The following is a 15,750-nucleotide window of genomic DNA, read 5'->3' as shown; positions in this document are numbered from 1 at the left end:
GGTTGCGCGGCGAATCAGCCGCCGGTCATGTTCATGAAACGCACCACTTGCACGTCGTCGTTGACTTCGAAGTTGTGTCGATACGGTTTGAGTTTCATGGCCTCGATGATCGCGTTTTCCAGACGTTCCGGGTGGCCCGGATGGGCGCGCAACACCGCTTTGAGGTCCATCGAATGCTCGTTGCCCAGGCACAGCAGCAAGCGACCTTCGACGGTCAGGCGCACGCGGTTGCAGGTACCGCAGAAGTTGTGGCTGTGCGGTGAAATGAAGCCCAGGCGAATGTTCGGCGCTTCGGCCACGCGCCAGTAGCGCGACGGCCCTTGCGTCGATTCGGTCGAGTCGATCAGGGTAAAGCGTTCGGCGATGCGTTCGCGTACTTGCGCGCTGGAGTAGAAGGATTCGGCGCGGCTGTGTTCGGCGATCGCGCCCAGCGGCATCTCTTCGATGAAGGAAATATCCAGATCACGCTCGATGGCGAAACTGACCAGATCGTTGATCTCGTGATCGTTGCGGCCCTGCATCACCACGCAGTTGAGCTTGGTGCGGGTGAACCCGGCGGCACGCGCGGCATCGATGCCGTCGATGACCTGCGCCAGATCGCCGGTACGGGTCAGCTCTTTGAAGCGCTGCGGATCGAGACTGTCGAGGCTGATGTTCAGGCGCTTGACCCCGGCGTCGAACAGCGGCTGGGCCAGGCGGCCCAATTGCGAGCCGTTGGTGGTCAGGCACAGTTCGCGCAGGCCGGGCAGGGCGGCGATCTGTTCGCAAAGTTGCACGACGCCGGGGCGGATCAGCGGCTCGCCACCCGTGAGGCGGATCTTGCGCGTGCCGAGGGCGACGAAGCTTTGCGCCACCTGGAACAGCTCTTCGAGGGTGAGGATCTGCTGGCGCGGCAGGAACTGCATGTCCTCGGCCATGCAATAGACGCAGCGAAAATCGCAGCGGTCGGTGACCGACAGGCGCAGATAATCCACGCGGCGGTTGTGACCATCGATCAATTCACGCTGTGTCATGGGCTCGCCTCGTGGATGTGGAGCGCCGTCAGCGGGCGCAGATCGCGCAGGGTAGGCTGCGTTCGCCATGCCGTCCAATCACTCTGGCTGACCGAGTGATTGACGGCGTCGATGATGCCTTACGGTGCGCCAAACATTGCCGTCCAGTAAATGCCGGCGTTGCTTTTCGGGTCGGTCGCGTAGGCGGCGCCCAGTTCCTGATATTGCGGATTCATCAGATTGGCGCAATGCCCGGGGCTGGCGAGCCAGCCGTCGACGACCTTGCCGACGGTGTCTTGCCCGGCGGCGATGTTCTCGCCGACCAGTTGCCCACTGTAACCGGACAGCTCGGCGCGGTCGCCTGGCGTGCGGCCGTCGCGGTCCTTGTGGTCGAGGTAATTGTTGTTGGCCATGTCGCGGCTGTGATCCTGAGCGACCGTGCCCAGCGTGGCGTTCCAGGCCAGCGGTGCTGCCGCCGCGAAGGACTGCCCGCCGCACTGGCGCGCCTGGCCGCGCGCGGTATTGAGTTGCGCCAGCAGCTTTTGCCCTTCGCTTTGTGCATCGCCGAGTTTCGCCGTCAGCAACGGCCGCGCGAGGACGATGCGCCAGTCGCGGTCGACACGGTTGACGCCGATATCGACGAACTGCGGATCGAGCACCACCTTACAGAAGCTTTCCTTGATCGCCTGCATCGCCGCCGCTGCATCGCGCGGGCCGTTGAGGGTGATCGCCTGCACGTTGACCATCGGGTACTGGGCGCTGGTCATGGCCTGCTGCAGATCGACCGCGCCGCTGGCCGGCAGGCGCAGCCGTGGATCGGCCGACAGCGGTGGCAACTCGTTCGATGCCTGCGTGCCGCAACGCTGCGGCTGGCTGCGATAGCTGTTGATCGACTCGATCAATTGCAGTTCATCGGCAGCCAGCGCCGAGGTGGCGAACACCACGCCCAGCGACAGTGCGGCACAACGCAAAACGGACGGCATGAAGCGCATGGAAATCTCCCTTGAGCTGAATGCGCCCATGATGCGCGAAAGGCCCCCGGTGAGTGAATGTGTTTTTCTTTGCGGCGGATTTTTTTCTGCGCTGGTGTGCCCGCGCATTTGCTCGCTACACTCTGCGAAGACCCCGCAAACCGGGCGTCTCACCGACGTAACATCTTGCCCCGGGCGGGCGCTGACGGAAGAACCGACATGGGATCGAAAGGCTTGGCGGGCGGTTTGTTGTGGATCTTTTTGACCGGCGCGGCATGGGCCGGGGCGCAGGCGCCGATCGAGGCCAAGGCCGAACAGAAAGCCGAGGTGCTCGAAGAGAAAGCGGCGGATAAAGTCAGCGCCGCGCCGGCGCCGAAATCCGAGGCCATCACCCCCACCGAAGCGCAGGCGGTAGACCCGGCCGGCGCCGCGCCGCTGGACGATCCGCTGACCTGTCTGGCGCGCAGTATCTATTGGGAAGCCAAGGGCAAGGACACCCCGGAAATGGAGGCCGTCGCCAGCGTGGTGATGAATCGCCTCGGCCACGACGGCTTTCCCGACACGGTGTGCGCGGTCGTCAAGCAGGGGTCGGAAAGCGGCAATTGCCAGTTTTCCTGGTGGTGCGATGGCAAGCCCGATCAGGTCAAGGAAGACGCCGAATACGCGCTGGCCAAGGAAATCGCCGGCAAGGCGTTGAACCGTCAGCTCAAGGACCGCACGCGCGGCGCCCTGTATTTTCACGATCGTGGCGTGCACCCGAGTTGGGCCAAGGCCTATCGCAACACGGCGCAGACCGGCAGGTTCCTGTTCTACAAACCCGCCGGCGGCGATGCGCGTTAACTGGCGTGGGTGTTGAGAATGCTCGCCACCTGCTGCGGCTGGCAGTTCAGATACGGTGACTTTTGCAGCCAGCGCTGATCCGGATACCAGGAAAACATGAACTGGCCGTTCTTCAGGCGATCGATCACCTGTTTGGCGATCTGCGGCCGCACGGCGGGGCAACCCTGACTGCGACCGATACGCCCCTGACGCTTGCTCCACAGCGGGTTCACGTAACTGGCGGCATGAATCACGATCGCGCGATCACGGGCCAGATCATTGAAGCCGGGCTCCAGACCGTCCATGCGCAGCGAGTAGCCGTGAGTACCTTCGTAGCTTTCCTGAGTGCGGAACAGACCGAGGCTGGACTGATAACTGCCTTCGCGATTGGAAAACTGCGTGGCGAAGTTTTCCCCGGAGTTCGAACCGTGGGCAACCAGATCACGCAGCACCAGTTTCTTTTTGCTCAGATCGAAGATCCACAGGCGGCGTTCGGTGGACGGTTGCGAGTAATCGATGATCGCCAGATGCCGCGAGGGTTTCGCGCCGTTGTTGACCGCGCATTGCATGGCGTTCAATGCACCTTTGAGCGCCTGGGGATTGAGTTCCGGCGCGGCGTGGGCGAGGCTGTTGTAGAGAACCGGCGATGGCTTGCCGGCGGCAAATACTGGGCTGGTCACGGCGACAAGGGTCGCGGTGCTCAACAGAAGTCGGCGCAAAAACGTCAACATTTTATAAAGTGTCCTCAACTTGCTACATAAACGGCACTTTGGCTCCTGACTCCCAGTCAATACCCGCAGGCTCGCGGTTCGAGCCTGACTGTTCAGCGCACCTGATGTAAGGTTGACCGTCATCTGGACGGCCATGGATTGGAGTAAAGCAGTTGTTCAAAAAGTACGCATGCTACTTGAGCATTTGTTTGCTCGCTGCGCCGTTTGTCGCTTGCGCCGATGAGCCGCTGCCCCCGCTCGAAACCCTGCCGACGCCGGAAACGCAATTGCCGGTCGAGCCGCGCAGCCCGTTGCAGGCGGTTTTGATCAGCCTGGCGCAGTCGTGCCCGACCATCGCTCCGCGTCTCAATGGCCCGGCGTTGAGCCAATTGCAGGCGTTTTATGAACAGCAGGACTGGATGCCGGTGTGGGCGAGTGAGTCGGCACGCTTGCCGGCATTGCGCGCGCAATTGCAGCTGCTTGCCGATGATGGGTTGAATCCGAATCGCTATGCGGTCGCGACGACACCGCCGCAGGATGGCGAGCTGTGCGCCGACATCGACATCAGCCGCAACTACCTGCAGGCCTTGCAGGATCTGCATTACGGCCGTCTGTTGCAATCGCATTTCGAACCGCTGTGGCGTGTCGACGGCCCGCCGACCGACCGTCAGGCGCAACTGCTCAGCATTGCCGTGCCGGGCATGAACGATATTGCTGCGGCGTTCGACCTGGCGCGTCCGCATCTGCCGCAATATCAAAGCCTGCGTCAGCTGTACGCCGCGCAACGCTTGCAAGCCCTGCCGCAATGGCAGCCGGTGGGCAACGGCCCGCTGCTGCGTCCGGCGATGGAAGACCCGCGCGTGCCGGAACTGGCCCGACGCTTGTACAGCGAAGGTTATCTGGCAAACGCACTGGTGACACCGGACAACGCCTACGATGACGTGCTGGTGGAAGCGGTGAAGCACTTTCAGGCCAGTCATTCGTTGCAGGCTGACGGCGTGGTCGGGCCGGGCACCATTGCCGAGCTGAACATCAGCCCGCTGACCCGCCGCGATCAGTTGCGCGTCAATCTCGAACGTTTCCGCTGGATTGCCCAGGACATGGAACCCAGCGGTCTGGTGGTGAATGTAGCGGCCGCTGAGCTGACGCTGTATCAGGGCGGTCAACCGGTGTGGCAGACCCGCACCCAGGTCGGCCGCGCCGAACGCCAGACGCCGCTGCTCAAATCCCGCGTCACCCGCCTGACGCTGAATCCGACCTGGACCGTACCGCCGACCATCTGGAAAGAAGACAAGCTGCCGGAAATCCGCAAGGACCAGACCTTCCTCAGCCGCCAGAACCTGCAAGTGCTCGACGCCAACGGCCAGCCTCTGGCGGCGGCGGACATCGACTGGGACAACCCCGGCAACATCCTCCTGCGTCAGGACGCCGGCCCGCGCAATCCGCTGGGGCAAATGGTCATCCGTTTCCCCAACCCGTTCTCGGTCTACCTGCACGACACGCCGAGCAAGGCGCTGTTTGACAAAGGCCCACGGGCGTTCAGTTCCGGTTGTGTGCGCGTCGAGCACCCGCTGCAACTGCGCGATCTGCTGCTGTCCCCGGCAGAAAAAGCTCGCACCGAGACTTTGCTGGCAACCGGCACCACCCATGAATTTCGCCTGTCGGCGCCGGTGCCGATCCTGATGACCTACTGGACGGCGCAAGTCGACAGCAGCGGCCATGTGCGTTATGCGCCGGACATCTACAGCCACGACAGCGCATTGCTGGCGGGGCTGGATCGGGCGCACTAAGCCAGAACACCTCGGTCAGTCCCCTCTCCCTCGGGAGAGGGCCAGGGTGAGGGGCAAATCTCAAGTCGAGCGCAATACTCGAAAACTCACCGCCCCAGCTCCTCCACCAACCACGGCAAAAGCTGCTCACACGAGCCTTCAATCTTCAAATCGAGCAGATCATCCGCCCGGGTCTTGCCCAGATTGATCGCCATCAACGGCTTGCCACGCTCGGCAATCACCCGACACAAGCGAAACGCCGAATACGCCATCAACGACGATCCCACCACCAGCAACCCCGCCGCATTCTCGGCGGCGGCCAAGGCCCGTGCGGCTGTCGGTTGCGCCACGTTCTCGCCGAAGAACACCACATCCGGTTTCATCCGCTCACCCGCGCAATGCGGGCACTGCGGTACCTGAAAGCGCGCTTCAAATGCCGGGTCGAGCAAGGTATCGCCATCCGGCGCCTGCACCGCATCAACACCACTCAGGTAGGGATTGTGTGCCTCCATCTGGCGCTGGATCGCGTCGCGCTCGCTGCGCTGCCCGCAATCCAGGCACAGCACTCGATGCAGGCTGCCGTGCAGTTCGATCAAATCGTGGCTGCCGGCCTGATCGTGCAAGGTATCGACGTTCTGCGTGATCAAAGCGCTGATCCGGCCACGCTGCTGTAACGTCGCCAGCGCCTCATGCGCGGCATTCGGTCGGGCCTTTCGCACGCGCGGCCAGCCGAGCATGGCCCGCGCCCAGTAGCGCCGGCGTGATTCCGGGGCGGCGAGAAACTCCTGATACATCATCGGCTGCCGCCCGCGACGCACGCCGTCACTGTCGCGATAGTCCGGAATGCCCGATGGCGTGCTGATGCCGGCGCCGGTCAATATCAGGAATTTATCGTCGGCCATGGCCTGCAACAGCGTATCGAGATGTTCGCGGATCGGGCTATCGAGCATGCTCAGCACTCCAGAATGGGCAGTGCCCCGCAGGTTAGCACGCGATCCGCACGGGTTACTTGCGCGCCTCCAGAATCAGGTTGAACGGTGTCTGCGTGGCGCGGCGGAACTGCTTGAATCCGGCCTCGACAAAGACTTTGCGCAGGCGCAATTCACCGGCCTGCGCACCGAGCCCGAGGCCGACTTCCTGGGACAGCGAATTGGGCGTGCAGATAAACGTCGAGGCGGCGTAGAACAGGCGCCCGACCGCGTTGAGATTGTCGTCCAGTTTGTCGTTGGCGAACGGTTCCACCAGCAACACCGTGCCATCGTCCTTCAGCGACTCATAAGCGTGGCGAGCGGCGCCGACCGGGTCGCCCATGTCGTGCAGGCAGTCGAAAAAGCAGATCAGGTCGTAGTCGCCGCCGGGATAGTTTTTCGCCGTGCCCTCGAAGAATCTGGCGCGGTTGCCCACGCCGCCTTCTTCGGCCCGTTGCGTGGCGACGGTGACTGACGGCTCGTGGAAGTCGAAGCCGACAAACTGCGATTTGGGAAACGCCTGGGCCATGATCACCGTCGAGGCGCCGTGGCCGCAGCCGATGTCGGCAACCTTGGCCCCGCGTTCCAGCTTCGCCACCACGCCGTCGAGCGCCGGCAGCCATTCGGCAATCAGGTGACCTTTGTAACCGGGGCGGAAGAAACGTTCGGTGCCGCTGAACATGCACGGATGGTGATCGCCCCACGACAAGGCGCCATTGCCGCGCATGGCCTTGACCAGTTTGTCCTTGTCATGGAAAAACGACGCCACCACGCCGAGACCGCCAGCGACATACACCGGCGAATCCTCCACGGCCAGCGCCAGTGCCTGTTCTTCCGGCAAGCGAAACTGACCGTCAACGTGTTCCATATACCCTGATGCGGCATGGGCGCTGAGCCATTCGCGCACCAGGCGCGGATTGCAGGTGGTTTTCGCCGCAAGGGCTTCGGGGCTGATCGGTTGGCTGTCGGCCATTGCCCGGTACAGACCGAGTTCTTCGCCGACAATGACATTGGCCAGCATCGCCGCACCACCCATGTCGTTGACCAGTTTGCCCATGAATTCGTTGAGCTTCGCCTCATTCATCACGTGTGCTCCTGAAACAGGATCACCGTCCGGCGGCGTTGAATGTCGAGGCAGGCGCCACCGGGCGGTGGTCACGGATTGGGGCAGGGCACAGCAGACGTCCTGCGGCCCCCTCGACTGGGTAATGAATGAGTCTAGTCCTCTTTTACTCGATCAGTGCCCAGCCATCGGGGCGGGAACGGATGCAGGCGATAGAAACTGCGCAGCTGTGTCAGGTCGTGCTCATACCAGCCGCGCAGCCATCGCTGATACTGCGCCTGCGCGGCAGTTCGCAGTAATGGTCGGGACAGGCTGTCATGGATAGCTTGGGCGGCCTGCATGCCGCTCATCAACGCCTTGAGCACACCGTGCGACGACGCCGGATCGAGTCGGCATGCAGCATCACCTACGAGAAGGTAGCCGTCACCGGCAACGGTCGCGCTGATGCGCCAGCTTACGTCGGCTCCGCGTATCGTTCCCGATTGCGGTAATGCCTGGAGGTCTTCGGGCAGCATTTGTCTGGACTGCCTGACGGTCCGTAGTGCGTCGGTTTCAAACGCAAGGTGTGTCCAATGGGTCAACTGCGGGCCAATCCGCGCGATCCATGTCCAGCCATCCGTCGTGGCCAGCAGGCGCGGATTGCTCGCGTAGCGGGCTGGCTGACCGTGCAAATATCCAAAGCGGGCCACTAATGCAGCAGAATCGACGCGCGCCTTCAGGTGCAATTGGCGTCCAAGCCAGCCGGCTGCACCACTGGCATCGATTACGTACGAGGCGTAAAGGCAACCGGCGTCGGCTTCTACGCCGATCACCTGTTGCTCGAACGTGAGAGCGCTGTGCGCCCGACACGGCTGGTATATCTCTACACCCGCTGAAGCGGCTTGTTGTAATAACGCGGCGTCCAGTAACGCGCGGCTGATCTGGAAGCCGCGCCACGGGCCAGTTATGTCCGCGCCGAAAGCGTTGAAACGAGCCGTGCCGTTCCAGTGCACCCATTGGCCTTCAAAGCGCAGAGTCGACGAGGCACGCAGCAGGTCGGCGACGCCGAGTTGGCGCAATAACGGTTCGATACCCGGGTGCAGACTTTCGCCAGGGCGGAATCGGGGGAACGCTTGCCTTTCGATCAAAGCCACGCGCAGTCCCCGGCGAGCACAGCTGATGGCGCTGGCGCAGCCCGCAGGTCCTGCGCCAATCACCACCACATCAAAGTGTTTCAAACGCGACCTGCCAAGGGCCTGCATCCAGTTTAAGCAGGCTGACATCAGCACTGACAAACAGCAGGACCTGTCGCTTGATCTCGACATGACGTAATTTGAAATCATCATCGGCAGTGCTGACAGCCCCGCGCTCGTACATCGAAAAAAACTGCACCCATCCCTCCAGGACAACGCCGGCTTCCTGCTGTGCCTTTTCGAGTTCATCGTCCGGATGCTGCACCTCGAGAAACGACAGCAGCGGCCAGGCATTGCGCTGGGCATTGTCGTCGTCAGCACCAAGCACCCGATAAACCCGATGCATCGAAGCGACGCGCCGCTCATACGCGGCTTGTGACGTTTGGCCGGTCAGGCTCAGGGAAAAATGCCCGTCCAGGGCGACCTGTGTGTAATCGGCGTGGGCGTAGGCGTGGTACTGGGCGAACAGGCGGTTGTCTTGAACGATGAGTTGCGGACCCGGCTGACCGTCCCAGGCAATGACACCGTCCTGGCCAATTTCCTGATCGGTCAACGGGATGATGGTGTGCAGACTTGAACGCGGCTCGAACACCCGCGCCGAATCCGGTGCCACCCCCGGCCAGAAGGAGCCCAGAGCTGCGCAGATTTTGGCGTCTTCGGGAAACGGGCTTGCCATCTGATAGCCGGCCAGTACGTTGATCCATTCGGCGTCGGAGGTGTTCTGCCGGACCCAGCCTACTTCCCAGCCCGGACCGAAAACCCCGGCAGCGCCGTCGGGCAGCGAGGAGGGCCGTGAACTTTGGGCGAGCGGCATTGGCGACAGCACGCTCGCGCGCGGTTCAGCGCAGGCGACAATCGCCGTCACCCCTAGATCCTTGTCGGAAAACAACTGATCCTTGAGGTTCAGGTTGGCGCAATACCGCACGTTGGAAAGTGCTTCGAGGCGGGCGTGCCAGATGTCGGGACTGGTGAAAAGCGGCTCTTCGCTGACCCAGCGCAGCAGTTTGCGCTGACTGCACAGTGGGTAGAAATCCGGAGGACCAATAATAGAATAGGCAGCCACCGTCGGCAGCAGGTCGCTCAGTGCGGGGCAGTGTGGCCGGACCCATCCGTCAGCTGTCGCGTCTTGATAGTGCAGGGTCTGATAGCCACCTTCACGGACCAGGGCTTCGACATCGGCACGGTTGTTCAGATCCTCGATGCTGCCTTGCGCGTCAACCTTGTGTCGACCATGCACCATCCCGCCGGTGTTGGCGGGCATCTGAAACGATAGCAGTCGGCCCTCGAATCTGGCAGCTTCGACCAGCCGTGCTTTTGGCTCTGGCAACAGCAAGCCGGCGCCGAACGCTTCCTCAGTTGCCCAGTCGGCCAAGTCATCGATCACGACGAAGGGCGGCTGACTGATCTGCGGCTCCCCCCAGCCGGTGCCACTGTGACGTAAATGGATGTGCCGCAACTTCTCGTTGATCTGATGATTCTTTAGCGTCACCGCCAGTTGCATGCCTGCCAGGCATCGTGCGCCATCGAACAGCTTGTGCAGCGGTACCCAGAAATCCAGCCCCGGATCGACTTCAGACTGAAAGTCCATCGGCCCGAAGCGCTGCGCATCACCGCGCAGTTGCATGGCAATGTAAGCGCTGTAGCGCACCGGCATGACCCGGATGCCATGTACGTCGCCGTCGACAAAGGGCAGGAAGCATCGTTGTCTGGCGTTATATCGGGCAGGCGCGGTGCCGACCCGAGCAATGCCGGTGCGCGAAAAGCACAGGTCGGCGTGTCGGCCGTGCACGGTGTCGGCTGCGCAGCGGTATTCACTGGCAAAAGCCACCACCGCCAGGGGCGCGCCAGCGGCAGTCAGGCGCAGTTGATCGAGGGTGGGCGGTGCGATGCTGTAAACATAATTCAGAACGCTTTCGATTTCGCCCGCAGTCGGAAACAGCCGCAGATCCGTTCCGGTTTCATCGACGGTCACTTGCGGTGATGCCAGCGCGTGATAGAGCAAACTGCGGGAGGGCGCCGCCGCTTCGATTGCGCAGGTTCCATCAGGATCGAAATCCGCGAATCCGCTCAGGCAGCGATCAATCGTCAGTGGCCGTTGCAGCTCGGCGGCCAGGGGCTCTGCCAACAGATCAAGCCCATGGGCCAACATCAGCGAATGCCAGCCGCCTGGCGCCAGCCGATGACATACCTGTGTGACGGATTCAAGCAGAGTCATGGCTGATCCTCGTTACGGTTCGCGAGCTGTCATCAGACAGCACAAGGCTTATGCCCCGCTACTGTCAGGTCTGACAGTGGCGGGGCGCCTGGACATGCATAACCGTAGAGGCTTTGGCCCAGGCGCAACAGTCGGGCGATTCCGAAGAGGGCGTAGGCAGATGCCTGCTGTTCAACCGAAAACAGCAGAGGTCAGGAGGGAAAATCAAACAGAAACTGTCAGCCGTGCAGCGGTAATTTAAGCTCAGCGCACAACCCGCCACCTTTACGATTGCTCAACATAAGCGAGCCACCGAGCGCCAACGCCAATTGCTGGGCGATCGCCAATCCGAGACCGGTGCCGCCGGTGTCGCGGTTGCGCGAATTTTCTACGCGGTAGAACGGTTCCAGCACCTGCGCCAGTTCGGCCTCGGCGATGCCCGGGCCGCGATCGAGGACTTTCACCGACAGGCTGTTGCCCTGCGCTTCGACCTGCAATTGCGCGGCGCCGGCGAATTTCAGGGCGTTGTCGGTCAGGTTCACCAGCACCCGGCGCAGGGCCTGCGGGCGGGTTTCGATTACCGCTTTGCTTTTGCCGCCGAGCTGCACGTCCTTGCCCATGTCCTGATAGTCGAAGACCAGGCTGTCGAGGAACGAGTCGAGATCAGTACGCCGGCTTTCTTCGGTGGCGCCGTGAACGCTGCGAGCGTAAGCCACGCCTTCGCGCACCAGATGCTCGATTTCGCCCAGGTCGCTGCTCAGTTTGTCTTTCTCGACCGAGTCGTCCATGAATTCTGCGCGCAGTTTCATCCGGGTGATCGGCGTTTGCAGGTCGTGGGAAATCGCCGCGAGCAGTTGCATGCGTTCTTTCAGGTAGGCGGCGATGCGCGTCTGCATGGCGTTGAACGCCCGTGCCGCGTGGACGACTTCGGTCGGCCCTTGCTCGTCGAGTTTGATCGGGTGCGCGTTGGGGTCGAGGGTTTCCACCGCGTTGGCCAGGCGGGTGAGGGGACGGATGGCAATGCGCACGGCGAGCCAGGTGCAGAGGATCAGCAACGCCAGTTGGCCCAACAGCACCACCGGCAACCACGGTGACAACGGCACCATCGCCGGGCGGATATCGATGGTCACCGGGCTGCCGTCGCTCAGGCGCAAGTGGCCCTGGAAATGTTGTCTCGGACCGCCGGGAACTTCGGTAAACACGATTGGATAAGTGTCGCCGATGGCCGCCGTAATTGAGGCAATCGCGACGGACTTTTCAGCCGAGGTCACCGGCATGCCCGGTTCGCCCTCATTGAGCAGGTAGCCGTAATTGCGCCGGGCCAGTCGCGGCAGCCAGGCCTCGCGCTCGGCGGCGGGCAGGCGATCGAGGATCGCCATCGAGGTCGAGACGTCGGTTTCGAGGTTGCCGAGCATGGTGTTTTTCGCGCTCTGGTAACGCTCGTAATACTGCGCGCCGAACGACAGGCCCTGCGCCAGAATCAGTCCGATCAGGAAAATCATCGAGAGGCGCGAGGCGAGGGTGCGCGGCCATTGCAGCTTGAGTTTCATGCCGAAGCCCCGAGCAGTTCGACCGGCAGCGAAAACACATAACCTTCACTGCGCACGGTCTTGATATAGGCCGGCTCGCGAGCATCGTCCAGCAGGCGTTGACGCAGGCGACTGACCAGCAGATCAATGGAACGGTCGAACAGATCGGCCTCACGGCCCTGGGTTAGGTTGAGCAGTTGATCGCGGCTGAGCACCCGTTGCGGGTGGTCGAGGAACACCCGCAGCAAGCGGTATTCGGCACCGCTGAGGGCAACCATGGTGCCGTCGCTGTCGAGCAGGTGTCGGGCCGAGGTGTCCAGCTGCCAACGACCGAAGGCCAGCAGGCGTCCGGCTTCGGTGACCACCAGATTCGGCGGCAACATGCGGGTACGGCGCAACACGGCGTTGATCCGCGCCAGCAGTTCGCGGGCGGCGAAAGGTTTGGTCAGGTAATCGTCGGCGCCCATTTCCAGACCGATGATGCGGTCGGTCTCATCGTTGCGCGCGGTGAGCATCAGCACCGGCGTGGCCTTGTGTTTGCCTACACGCAATTCGCGGCACAACTGCAGGCCATCGTCGCCGGGCATCATGATGTCGAGCACGATCAGGTCGACAGTGTTGGCATCAAGGAAGCTGCGCATCTGCCGGCCATCAGCGACCACTGTCGTGCGCAGGCCGTTCTTCTTCAGGTAGTTGCCTACCAGTTCACGGATCTCGCGGTCATCGTCGACGATGAGAATGTGATCGACATGTTCCATCGGTTCAAGCCTCTGTCAAAGGGGGAATGCCGTGCAGTCTATAGCGCCGTAGACCGCACGCCTGCCTGCCTTTGTATTGCAGTGTATCTGCCGCAGCGGCGGATACACACCGACGCAAAATCACGATTTTTTCGGGGTTTTGTATCGCTCTGTATCTACACACTGCATGGATACACAACGAGTGATTCTCGTCCTTTCCTGACACAGACGCGATACCTCGAAGGCCTCAAATAGGCTCCATCGAGGCACACACAGACCGCCTCGGCTCAAACTCACTGAAGCCTTGAGGACTACACCATGAACAACAAATCCGTATTCGCCGCCTGCCTGTTCGCCGCTCTGAACATCTGCACCCTGTCGGCCCACGCCGAAGCTGACGTCAGCCGGCAAACCTACACCTACGGCACCCATCTGGATATCCAGAAAGTGCTGTCGATGACCGAAGACACCTCGGTGACCTGCGGCATCACCGAGGCGCGCATGACCTACCTCGATTCCGCCGGCAAAACCCGCGAGCTGGATTACAGCAAATTCGCTGACGGCTGCAACAACCAGAACTGAGTCATCCCTACTTTTTCTGCAAGGAGTTTTGCCATGAACAACGTCTCGCGCTTTCTGACCGCAGCAGCCTTCGCCTTCACCGGTGCCGCCGCCCACGCCAACAGTGCTGTGGAGCAGAGCAGTTGCGCCAGCAGCACCTGCTTCCAGCTGACCACGGTCGCGAAGGAGGGCAGCGATGCACTGATCGCCGCTGACGGCTCCAGCCGCACGCCGCAGGGGCAGATGGTCGCCGCTGACGGGTCGAGCCGCACGCCGCAGGGCCAGATGGTTGCCGCTGACGGATCGAGCCGCACGCCGCAGGGCCAAATGGTCGCGGAAAACGGTGCCAGTCGTACGCCTCAAGGGCAGTTGCTCGACGGCCAGACTGCATGAGCCACGGCGTAAATAAAGCAGGCTAGCGAGGGGGCGTTTCCCTCGCTGGCCGGTTGCGTGCCCAGCCCCCATTCCAAGGTGACCCCTTATGTACCTCATTGCATTTCTCGGCGGTCTGCTGACCGTTCTCAGTCCGTGCATCCTGCCGGTGGTGCCGTTTCTGTTCGCTGGCGCCAACCGTACCCGCTCCTCGATCCTCCTGACTCTCGCCGGCATGGCGCTGACCTTTGCGCTGATCTCCAGCCTCGCGGTGGTCAGCAGCGAGTGGGTGATTCAGGCGAGCAACACCGGCCGCCACGTTGCCTTGCTGGTCATGGCGCTGTTCGCCTTGTCGCTGATCTCGGCCCGCGTTGGTGACTGGCTGACCAGGCCGTTTGTCGCGCTCGGCAATCGTCTCGATCAGGACACGCGTAAACGTGCCGGACCGATGGGCTCGATCATGCTCGGTGTCGCCACCGGCCTGTTGTGGGCGCCGTGTGCCGGGCCGATCCTTGGGGTGATTCTGACCGGCGCAATGTTGCAAGGCGCCAATGCGCAGACCAGCCTGTTGCTGCTGGCTTACGGCGTCGGCAGTGCCTTGTCGCTGGGCACGTTGATCTTCGCCGGGCGCGGTCTGGTCAATCGGCTGAAACCGTCGATCCCGTTCAGCGGCTGGTTGCGTCGCGGTGCCGGGGTTGCGGTACTTGCTACGGTCGCGGTGATCTCGACGGGCGCCGACAAAACCCTGCTCGCCAATACCTCTTCCGAGGGCGTGGCCAGCGTCGAGAAAAACGTCCTGGAAAACGTGCCGAAAGTGGTCGACTACTTCGTCAGCAAGGTCCGCGCCGATTCGATGATGGACCAGGCCCGGGGCGCGATGCCGTCGCTGTCGGGGGCTGTGCAGTGGCTCAATTCACCAGAGCTCAGTGCCGAATCCCTGCGCGGCAAAGTGGTGCTGGTGGACTTCTGGACCTACGACTGCATCAACTGCCAGCACACCTTGCCGTACGTCAAAGACTGGGCGAAGAAATACGAGAAGGACGGCCTGGTGGTGATCGGCGTGCACACACCCGAGTATGGCTACGAGCGCATCATCAACAACGTCAAGGATCAGGTGAAAAAACTCGGCATCACCTACCCGGTCGCCATCGACAACGACTATGCGATCTGGCGCAACTTCGACAATCAGTACTGGCCGGCGCATTACCTGATCGACGCCAAGGGCCAGATGCGTTACAGCCACTTCGGCGAAGGTCGCTATGCCGAGCAGGAGCAGATGATCAAGCAGTTGCTGGAGGAGGCCAAGGCACCGGCCGCCTGAGTGTTTCATGCGCTTGACAGATCTTCACCACTCATCGGCAAAGTGCCCGGTTTACGGGGTTGCCGGACGATTGACAGGGACGCCGGGCAGCCTCGGCGCGATAGTGAGCAAGCACGGTCCGCGTCGCAGCCTGTGCATTCTCTCTGCCACGGAGCTCGCTGTCATGAGTACCCCGATTGATCTCACTGCCCTGAAGGAACGTCAGAAAGTCGCTTGGGCCAGTGGCGACTACGCCGTGATCGGCACGACTTTGCAGATCGTCGGTGAAAGCCTCGCCGAGGCTTGCGATCTGCGCTGTGATGAACAGGTGCTGGATGTCGCCGCCGGTAACGGCAACGCAACCCTGGCAGCGGCGCGGCGCGGTTGTGTGGTGACCTCGACCGATTACGTCGCGGCACTGCTGGAGCGTGGTCAGGATCGCGCCCGGGCCGAACATCTGGAGGTGATTTTTCAGGTGGCCGATGCCGAGGCTTTGCCTTTTCCTGATGAAAGCTACGACGCCGTGTTGTCGACGTTCGGCGTGATGTTCGCGCCTGACCAGGTCACCGCCGCTAATGAGCTGGGGCGGGTCT

Annotated in this window: 15 protein-coding genes; 6 read left to right on the top strand and 9 right to left on the bottom strand. The window is 62.2% G+C overall.

From position 1 onward, the window contains the following. Positions 1-14: 14 nt before the first annotated feature. Together moaA and D8U60_RS00455 are read right to left on the bottom strand one after the other, a co-directional pair. Entirely contained in the window at positions 15-1,013 is a 999-nt protein-coding gene (moaA, locus tag D8U60_RS00460; protein WP_016775169.1) for a GTP 3',8-cyclase MoaA, read from the bottom strand. A 119-nt stretch (positions 1,014-1,132) separates the two neighbouring features. Next, on the bottom strand, positions 1,133-1,984 hold the full coding sequence (locus D8U60_RS00455) for a CAP domain-containing protein (RefSeq protein ID WP_122700629.1): 852 nt from the start codon (positions 1,982-1,984) through the stop codon (positions 1,133-1,135). Positions 1,985-2,182: 198 nt separating this feature from the next. On the opposite strand from D8U60_RS00455, the gene D8U60_RS00450 reads away from it, so the two are divergent. Beyond that, entirely contained in the window at positions 2,183-2,803 is a 621-nt protein-coding gene (locus D8U60_RS00450) for a cell wall hydrolase (protein ID WP_016775167.1), read from the top strand. Here the strand turns inward: D8U60_RS00450 and D8U60_RS00445 are convergent. Then, positions 2,800-3,513 carry a murein L,D-transpeptidase catalytic domain family protein gene (locus tag D8U60_RS00445; RefSeq protein WP_016775166.1) on the bottom strand — a complete coding sequence of 238 codons (714 nt, stop codon included), beginning with the start codon at positions 3,511-3,513 and terminating at the stop codon, positions 2,800-2,802. The two genes, D8U60_RS00450 and D8U60_RS00445, sit on opposite strands and share 4 nt — an antisense overlap. Before the next feature lie 152 nt (positions 3,514-3,665). On the opposite strand from D8U60_RS00445, the gene D8U60_RS00440 reads away from it, so the two are divergent. After that, a complete protein-coding gene (locus tag D8U60_RS00440; protein WP_130899218.1) occupies positions 3,666-5,282 on the top strand; it encodes a L,D-transpeptidase family protein in 1,617 nt (538 codons plus the stop codon). 86 nt (positions 5,283-5,368) lie between these two features. On the opposite strand, the gene D8U60_RS00435 is transcribed toward D8U60_RS00440, so the two are convergent. The 6 genes from D8U60_RS00435 to D8U60_RS00410 form a co-directional block, all read right to left on the bottom strand. Continuing rightward, on the bottom strand, positions 5,369-6,211 hold the full coding sequence (locus D8U60_RS00435; protein WP_130899217.1) for an NAD-dependent protein deacetylase: 843 nt from the start codon (positions 6,209-6,211) through the stop codon (positions 5,369-5,371). Positions 6,212-6,266: 55 nt separating this feature from the next. After that, on the bottom strand, positions 6,267-7,313 hold the full coding sequence (locus D8U60_RS00430; RefSeq protein WP_130899216.1) for a class I SAM-dependent methyltransferase: 1,047 nt from the start codon (positions 7,311-7,313) through the stop codon (positions 6,267-6,269). 134 nt (positions 7,314-7,447) lie between these two features. Then, entirely contained in the window at positions 7,448-8,533 is a 1,086-nt protein-coding gene (locus D8U60_RS00425; RefSeq protein WP_241663506.1) for an NAD(P)/FAD-dependent oxidoreductase, read from the bottom strand. Next, positions 8,496-10,679 (bottom strand): hypothetical protein, encoded by a 2,184-nt coding sequence (locus D8U60_RS00420; protein ID WP_130899214.1) that lies wholly within the window; start codon positions 10,677-10,679, stop codon positions 8,496-8,498. Before D8U60_RS00420 ends, D8U60_RS00425 begins: the two co-directional genes overlap by 38 nt. A gap of 218 nt (positions 10,680-10,897) precedes the next feature. After that, positions 10,898-12,208, bottom strand: a complete 1,311-nt coding sequence (locus tag D8U60_RS00415; protein ID WP_130899213.1) for a HAMP domain-containing sensor histidine kinase — start codon at positions 12,206-12,208, stop codon at positions 10,898-10,900. Beyond that, positions 12,205-12,945 (bottom strand): response regulator, encoded by a 741-nt coding sequence (locus tag D8U60_RS00410; RefSeq protein WP_039762337.1) that lies wholly within the window; start codon positions 12,943-12,945, stop codon positions 12,205-12,207. Before D8U60_RS00410 ends, D8U60_RS00415 begins: the two co-directional genes overlap by 4 nt. A 297-nt stretch (positions 12,946-13,242) precedes the next feature. Here D8U60_RS00410 and D8U60_RS00405 point away from each other — a divergent pair, with 297 nt between their 5' ends. The 4 genes from D8U60_RS00405 to D8U60_RS00390 all read left to right on the top strand — a co-directional run. Further along, positions 13,243-13,506, top strand: a complete 264-nt coding sequence (locus D8U60_RS00405) for a DUF2790 domain-containing protein (RefSeq protein WP_016775158.1) — start codon at positions 13,243-13,245, stop codon at positions 13,504-13,506. Between the two features lie 33 nt (positions 13,507-13,539). Further along, the gene (locus tag D8U60_RS00400; RefSeq protein WP_130899212.1) at positions 13,540-13,878 is read left to right on the top strand and encodes a hypothetical protein; all 339 of its coding nucleotides are present in this window, start codon (positions 13,540-13,542) and stop codon (positions 13,876-13,878) included. Between the two features lie 88 nt (positions 13,879-13,966). After that, positions 13,967-15,178 carry a cytochrome c biogenesis protein DipZ gene (locus D8U60_RS00395; protein ID WP_130899211.1) on the top strand — a complete coding sequence of 404 codons (1,212 nt, stop codon included), beginning with the start codon at positions 13,967-13,969 and terminating at the stop codon, positions 15,176-15,178. Between the two features lie 163 nt (positions 15,179-15,341). Then, on the top strand, positions 15,342-15,750 hold a 409-nt coding region (locus D8U60_RS00390), incomplete at its 3' end, for a class I SAM-dependent methyltransferase (protein ID WP_130899210.1).

Origin of the sequence: Pseudomonas sp. Sample_11, assembly GCF_004307505.1 — a bacterium.
Taxonomy (GTDB): domain Bacteria; phylum Pseudomonadota; class Gammaproteobacteria; order Pseudomonadales; family Pseudomonadaceae; genus Aquipseudomonas; species Aquipseudomonas atacamensis.
This window is presented reverse-complemented; position numbering and strand designations above follow the sequence as displayed.

Coding starts and splice junctions, on each gene's coding strand:
- D8U60_RS00445 (WP_016775166.1), bottom strand. CDS start 3,513: ATGTTGACGTTTTTGCGCCGACTTCTGTTGAGCACCGCGACCCTTGTC.
- D8U60_RS00415 (WP_130899213.1), bottom strand. CDS start 12,208: ATGAAACTCAAGCTGCAATGGCCGCGCACCCTCGCCTCGCGCCTCTCG.
- D8U60_RS00430 (WP_130899216.1), bottom strand. CDS start 7,313: ATGAATGAGGCGAAGCTCAACGAATTCATGGGCAAACTGGTCAACGAC.
- D8U60_RS00455 (WP_122700629.1), bottom strand. CDS start 1,984: ATGCGCTTCATGCCGTCCGTTTTGCGTTGTGCCGCACTGTCGCTGGGC.
- D8U60_RS00435 (WP_130899217.1), bottom strand. CDS start 6,211: ATGCTCGATAGCCCGATCCGCGAACATCTCGATACGCTGTTGCAGGCC.
- D8U60_RS00425 (WP_241663506.1), bottom strand. CDS start 8,533: ATGCAGGCCCTTGGCAGGTCGCGTTTGAAACACTTTGATGTGGTGGTG.
- D8U60_RS00395 (WP_130899211.1), top strand. CDS start 13,967: ATGTACCTCATTGCATTTCTCGGCGGTCTGCTGACCGTTCTCAGTCCG.
- moaA (WP_016775169.1), bottom strand. CDS start 1,013: ATGACACAGCGTGAATTGATCGATGGTCACAACCGCCGCGTGGATTAT.
- D8U60_RS00405 (WP_016775158.1), top strand. CDS start 13,243: ATGAACAACAAATCCGTATTCGCCGCCTGCCTGTTCGCCGCTCTGAAC.
- D8U60_RS00410 (WP_039762337.1), bottom strand. CDS start 12,945: ATGGAACATGTCGATCACATTCTCATCGTCGACGATGACCGCGAGATC.
- D8U60_RS00420 (WP_130899214.1), bottom strand. CDS start 10,679: ATGACTCTGCTTGAATCCGTCACACAGGTATGTCATCGGCTGGCGCCA.
- D8U60_RS00400 (WP_130899212.1), top strand. CDS start 13,540: ATGAACAACGTCTCGCGCTTTCTGACCGCAGCAGCCTTCGCCTTCACC.
- D8U60_RS00450 (WP_016775167.1), top strand. CDS start 2,183: ATGGGATCGAAAGGCTTGGCGGGCGGTTTGTTGTGGATCTTTTTGACC.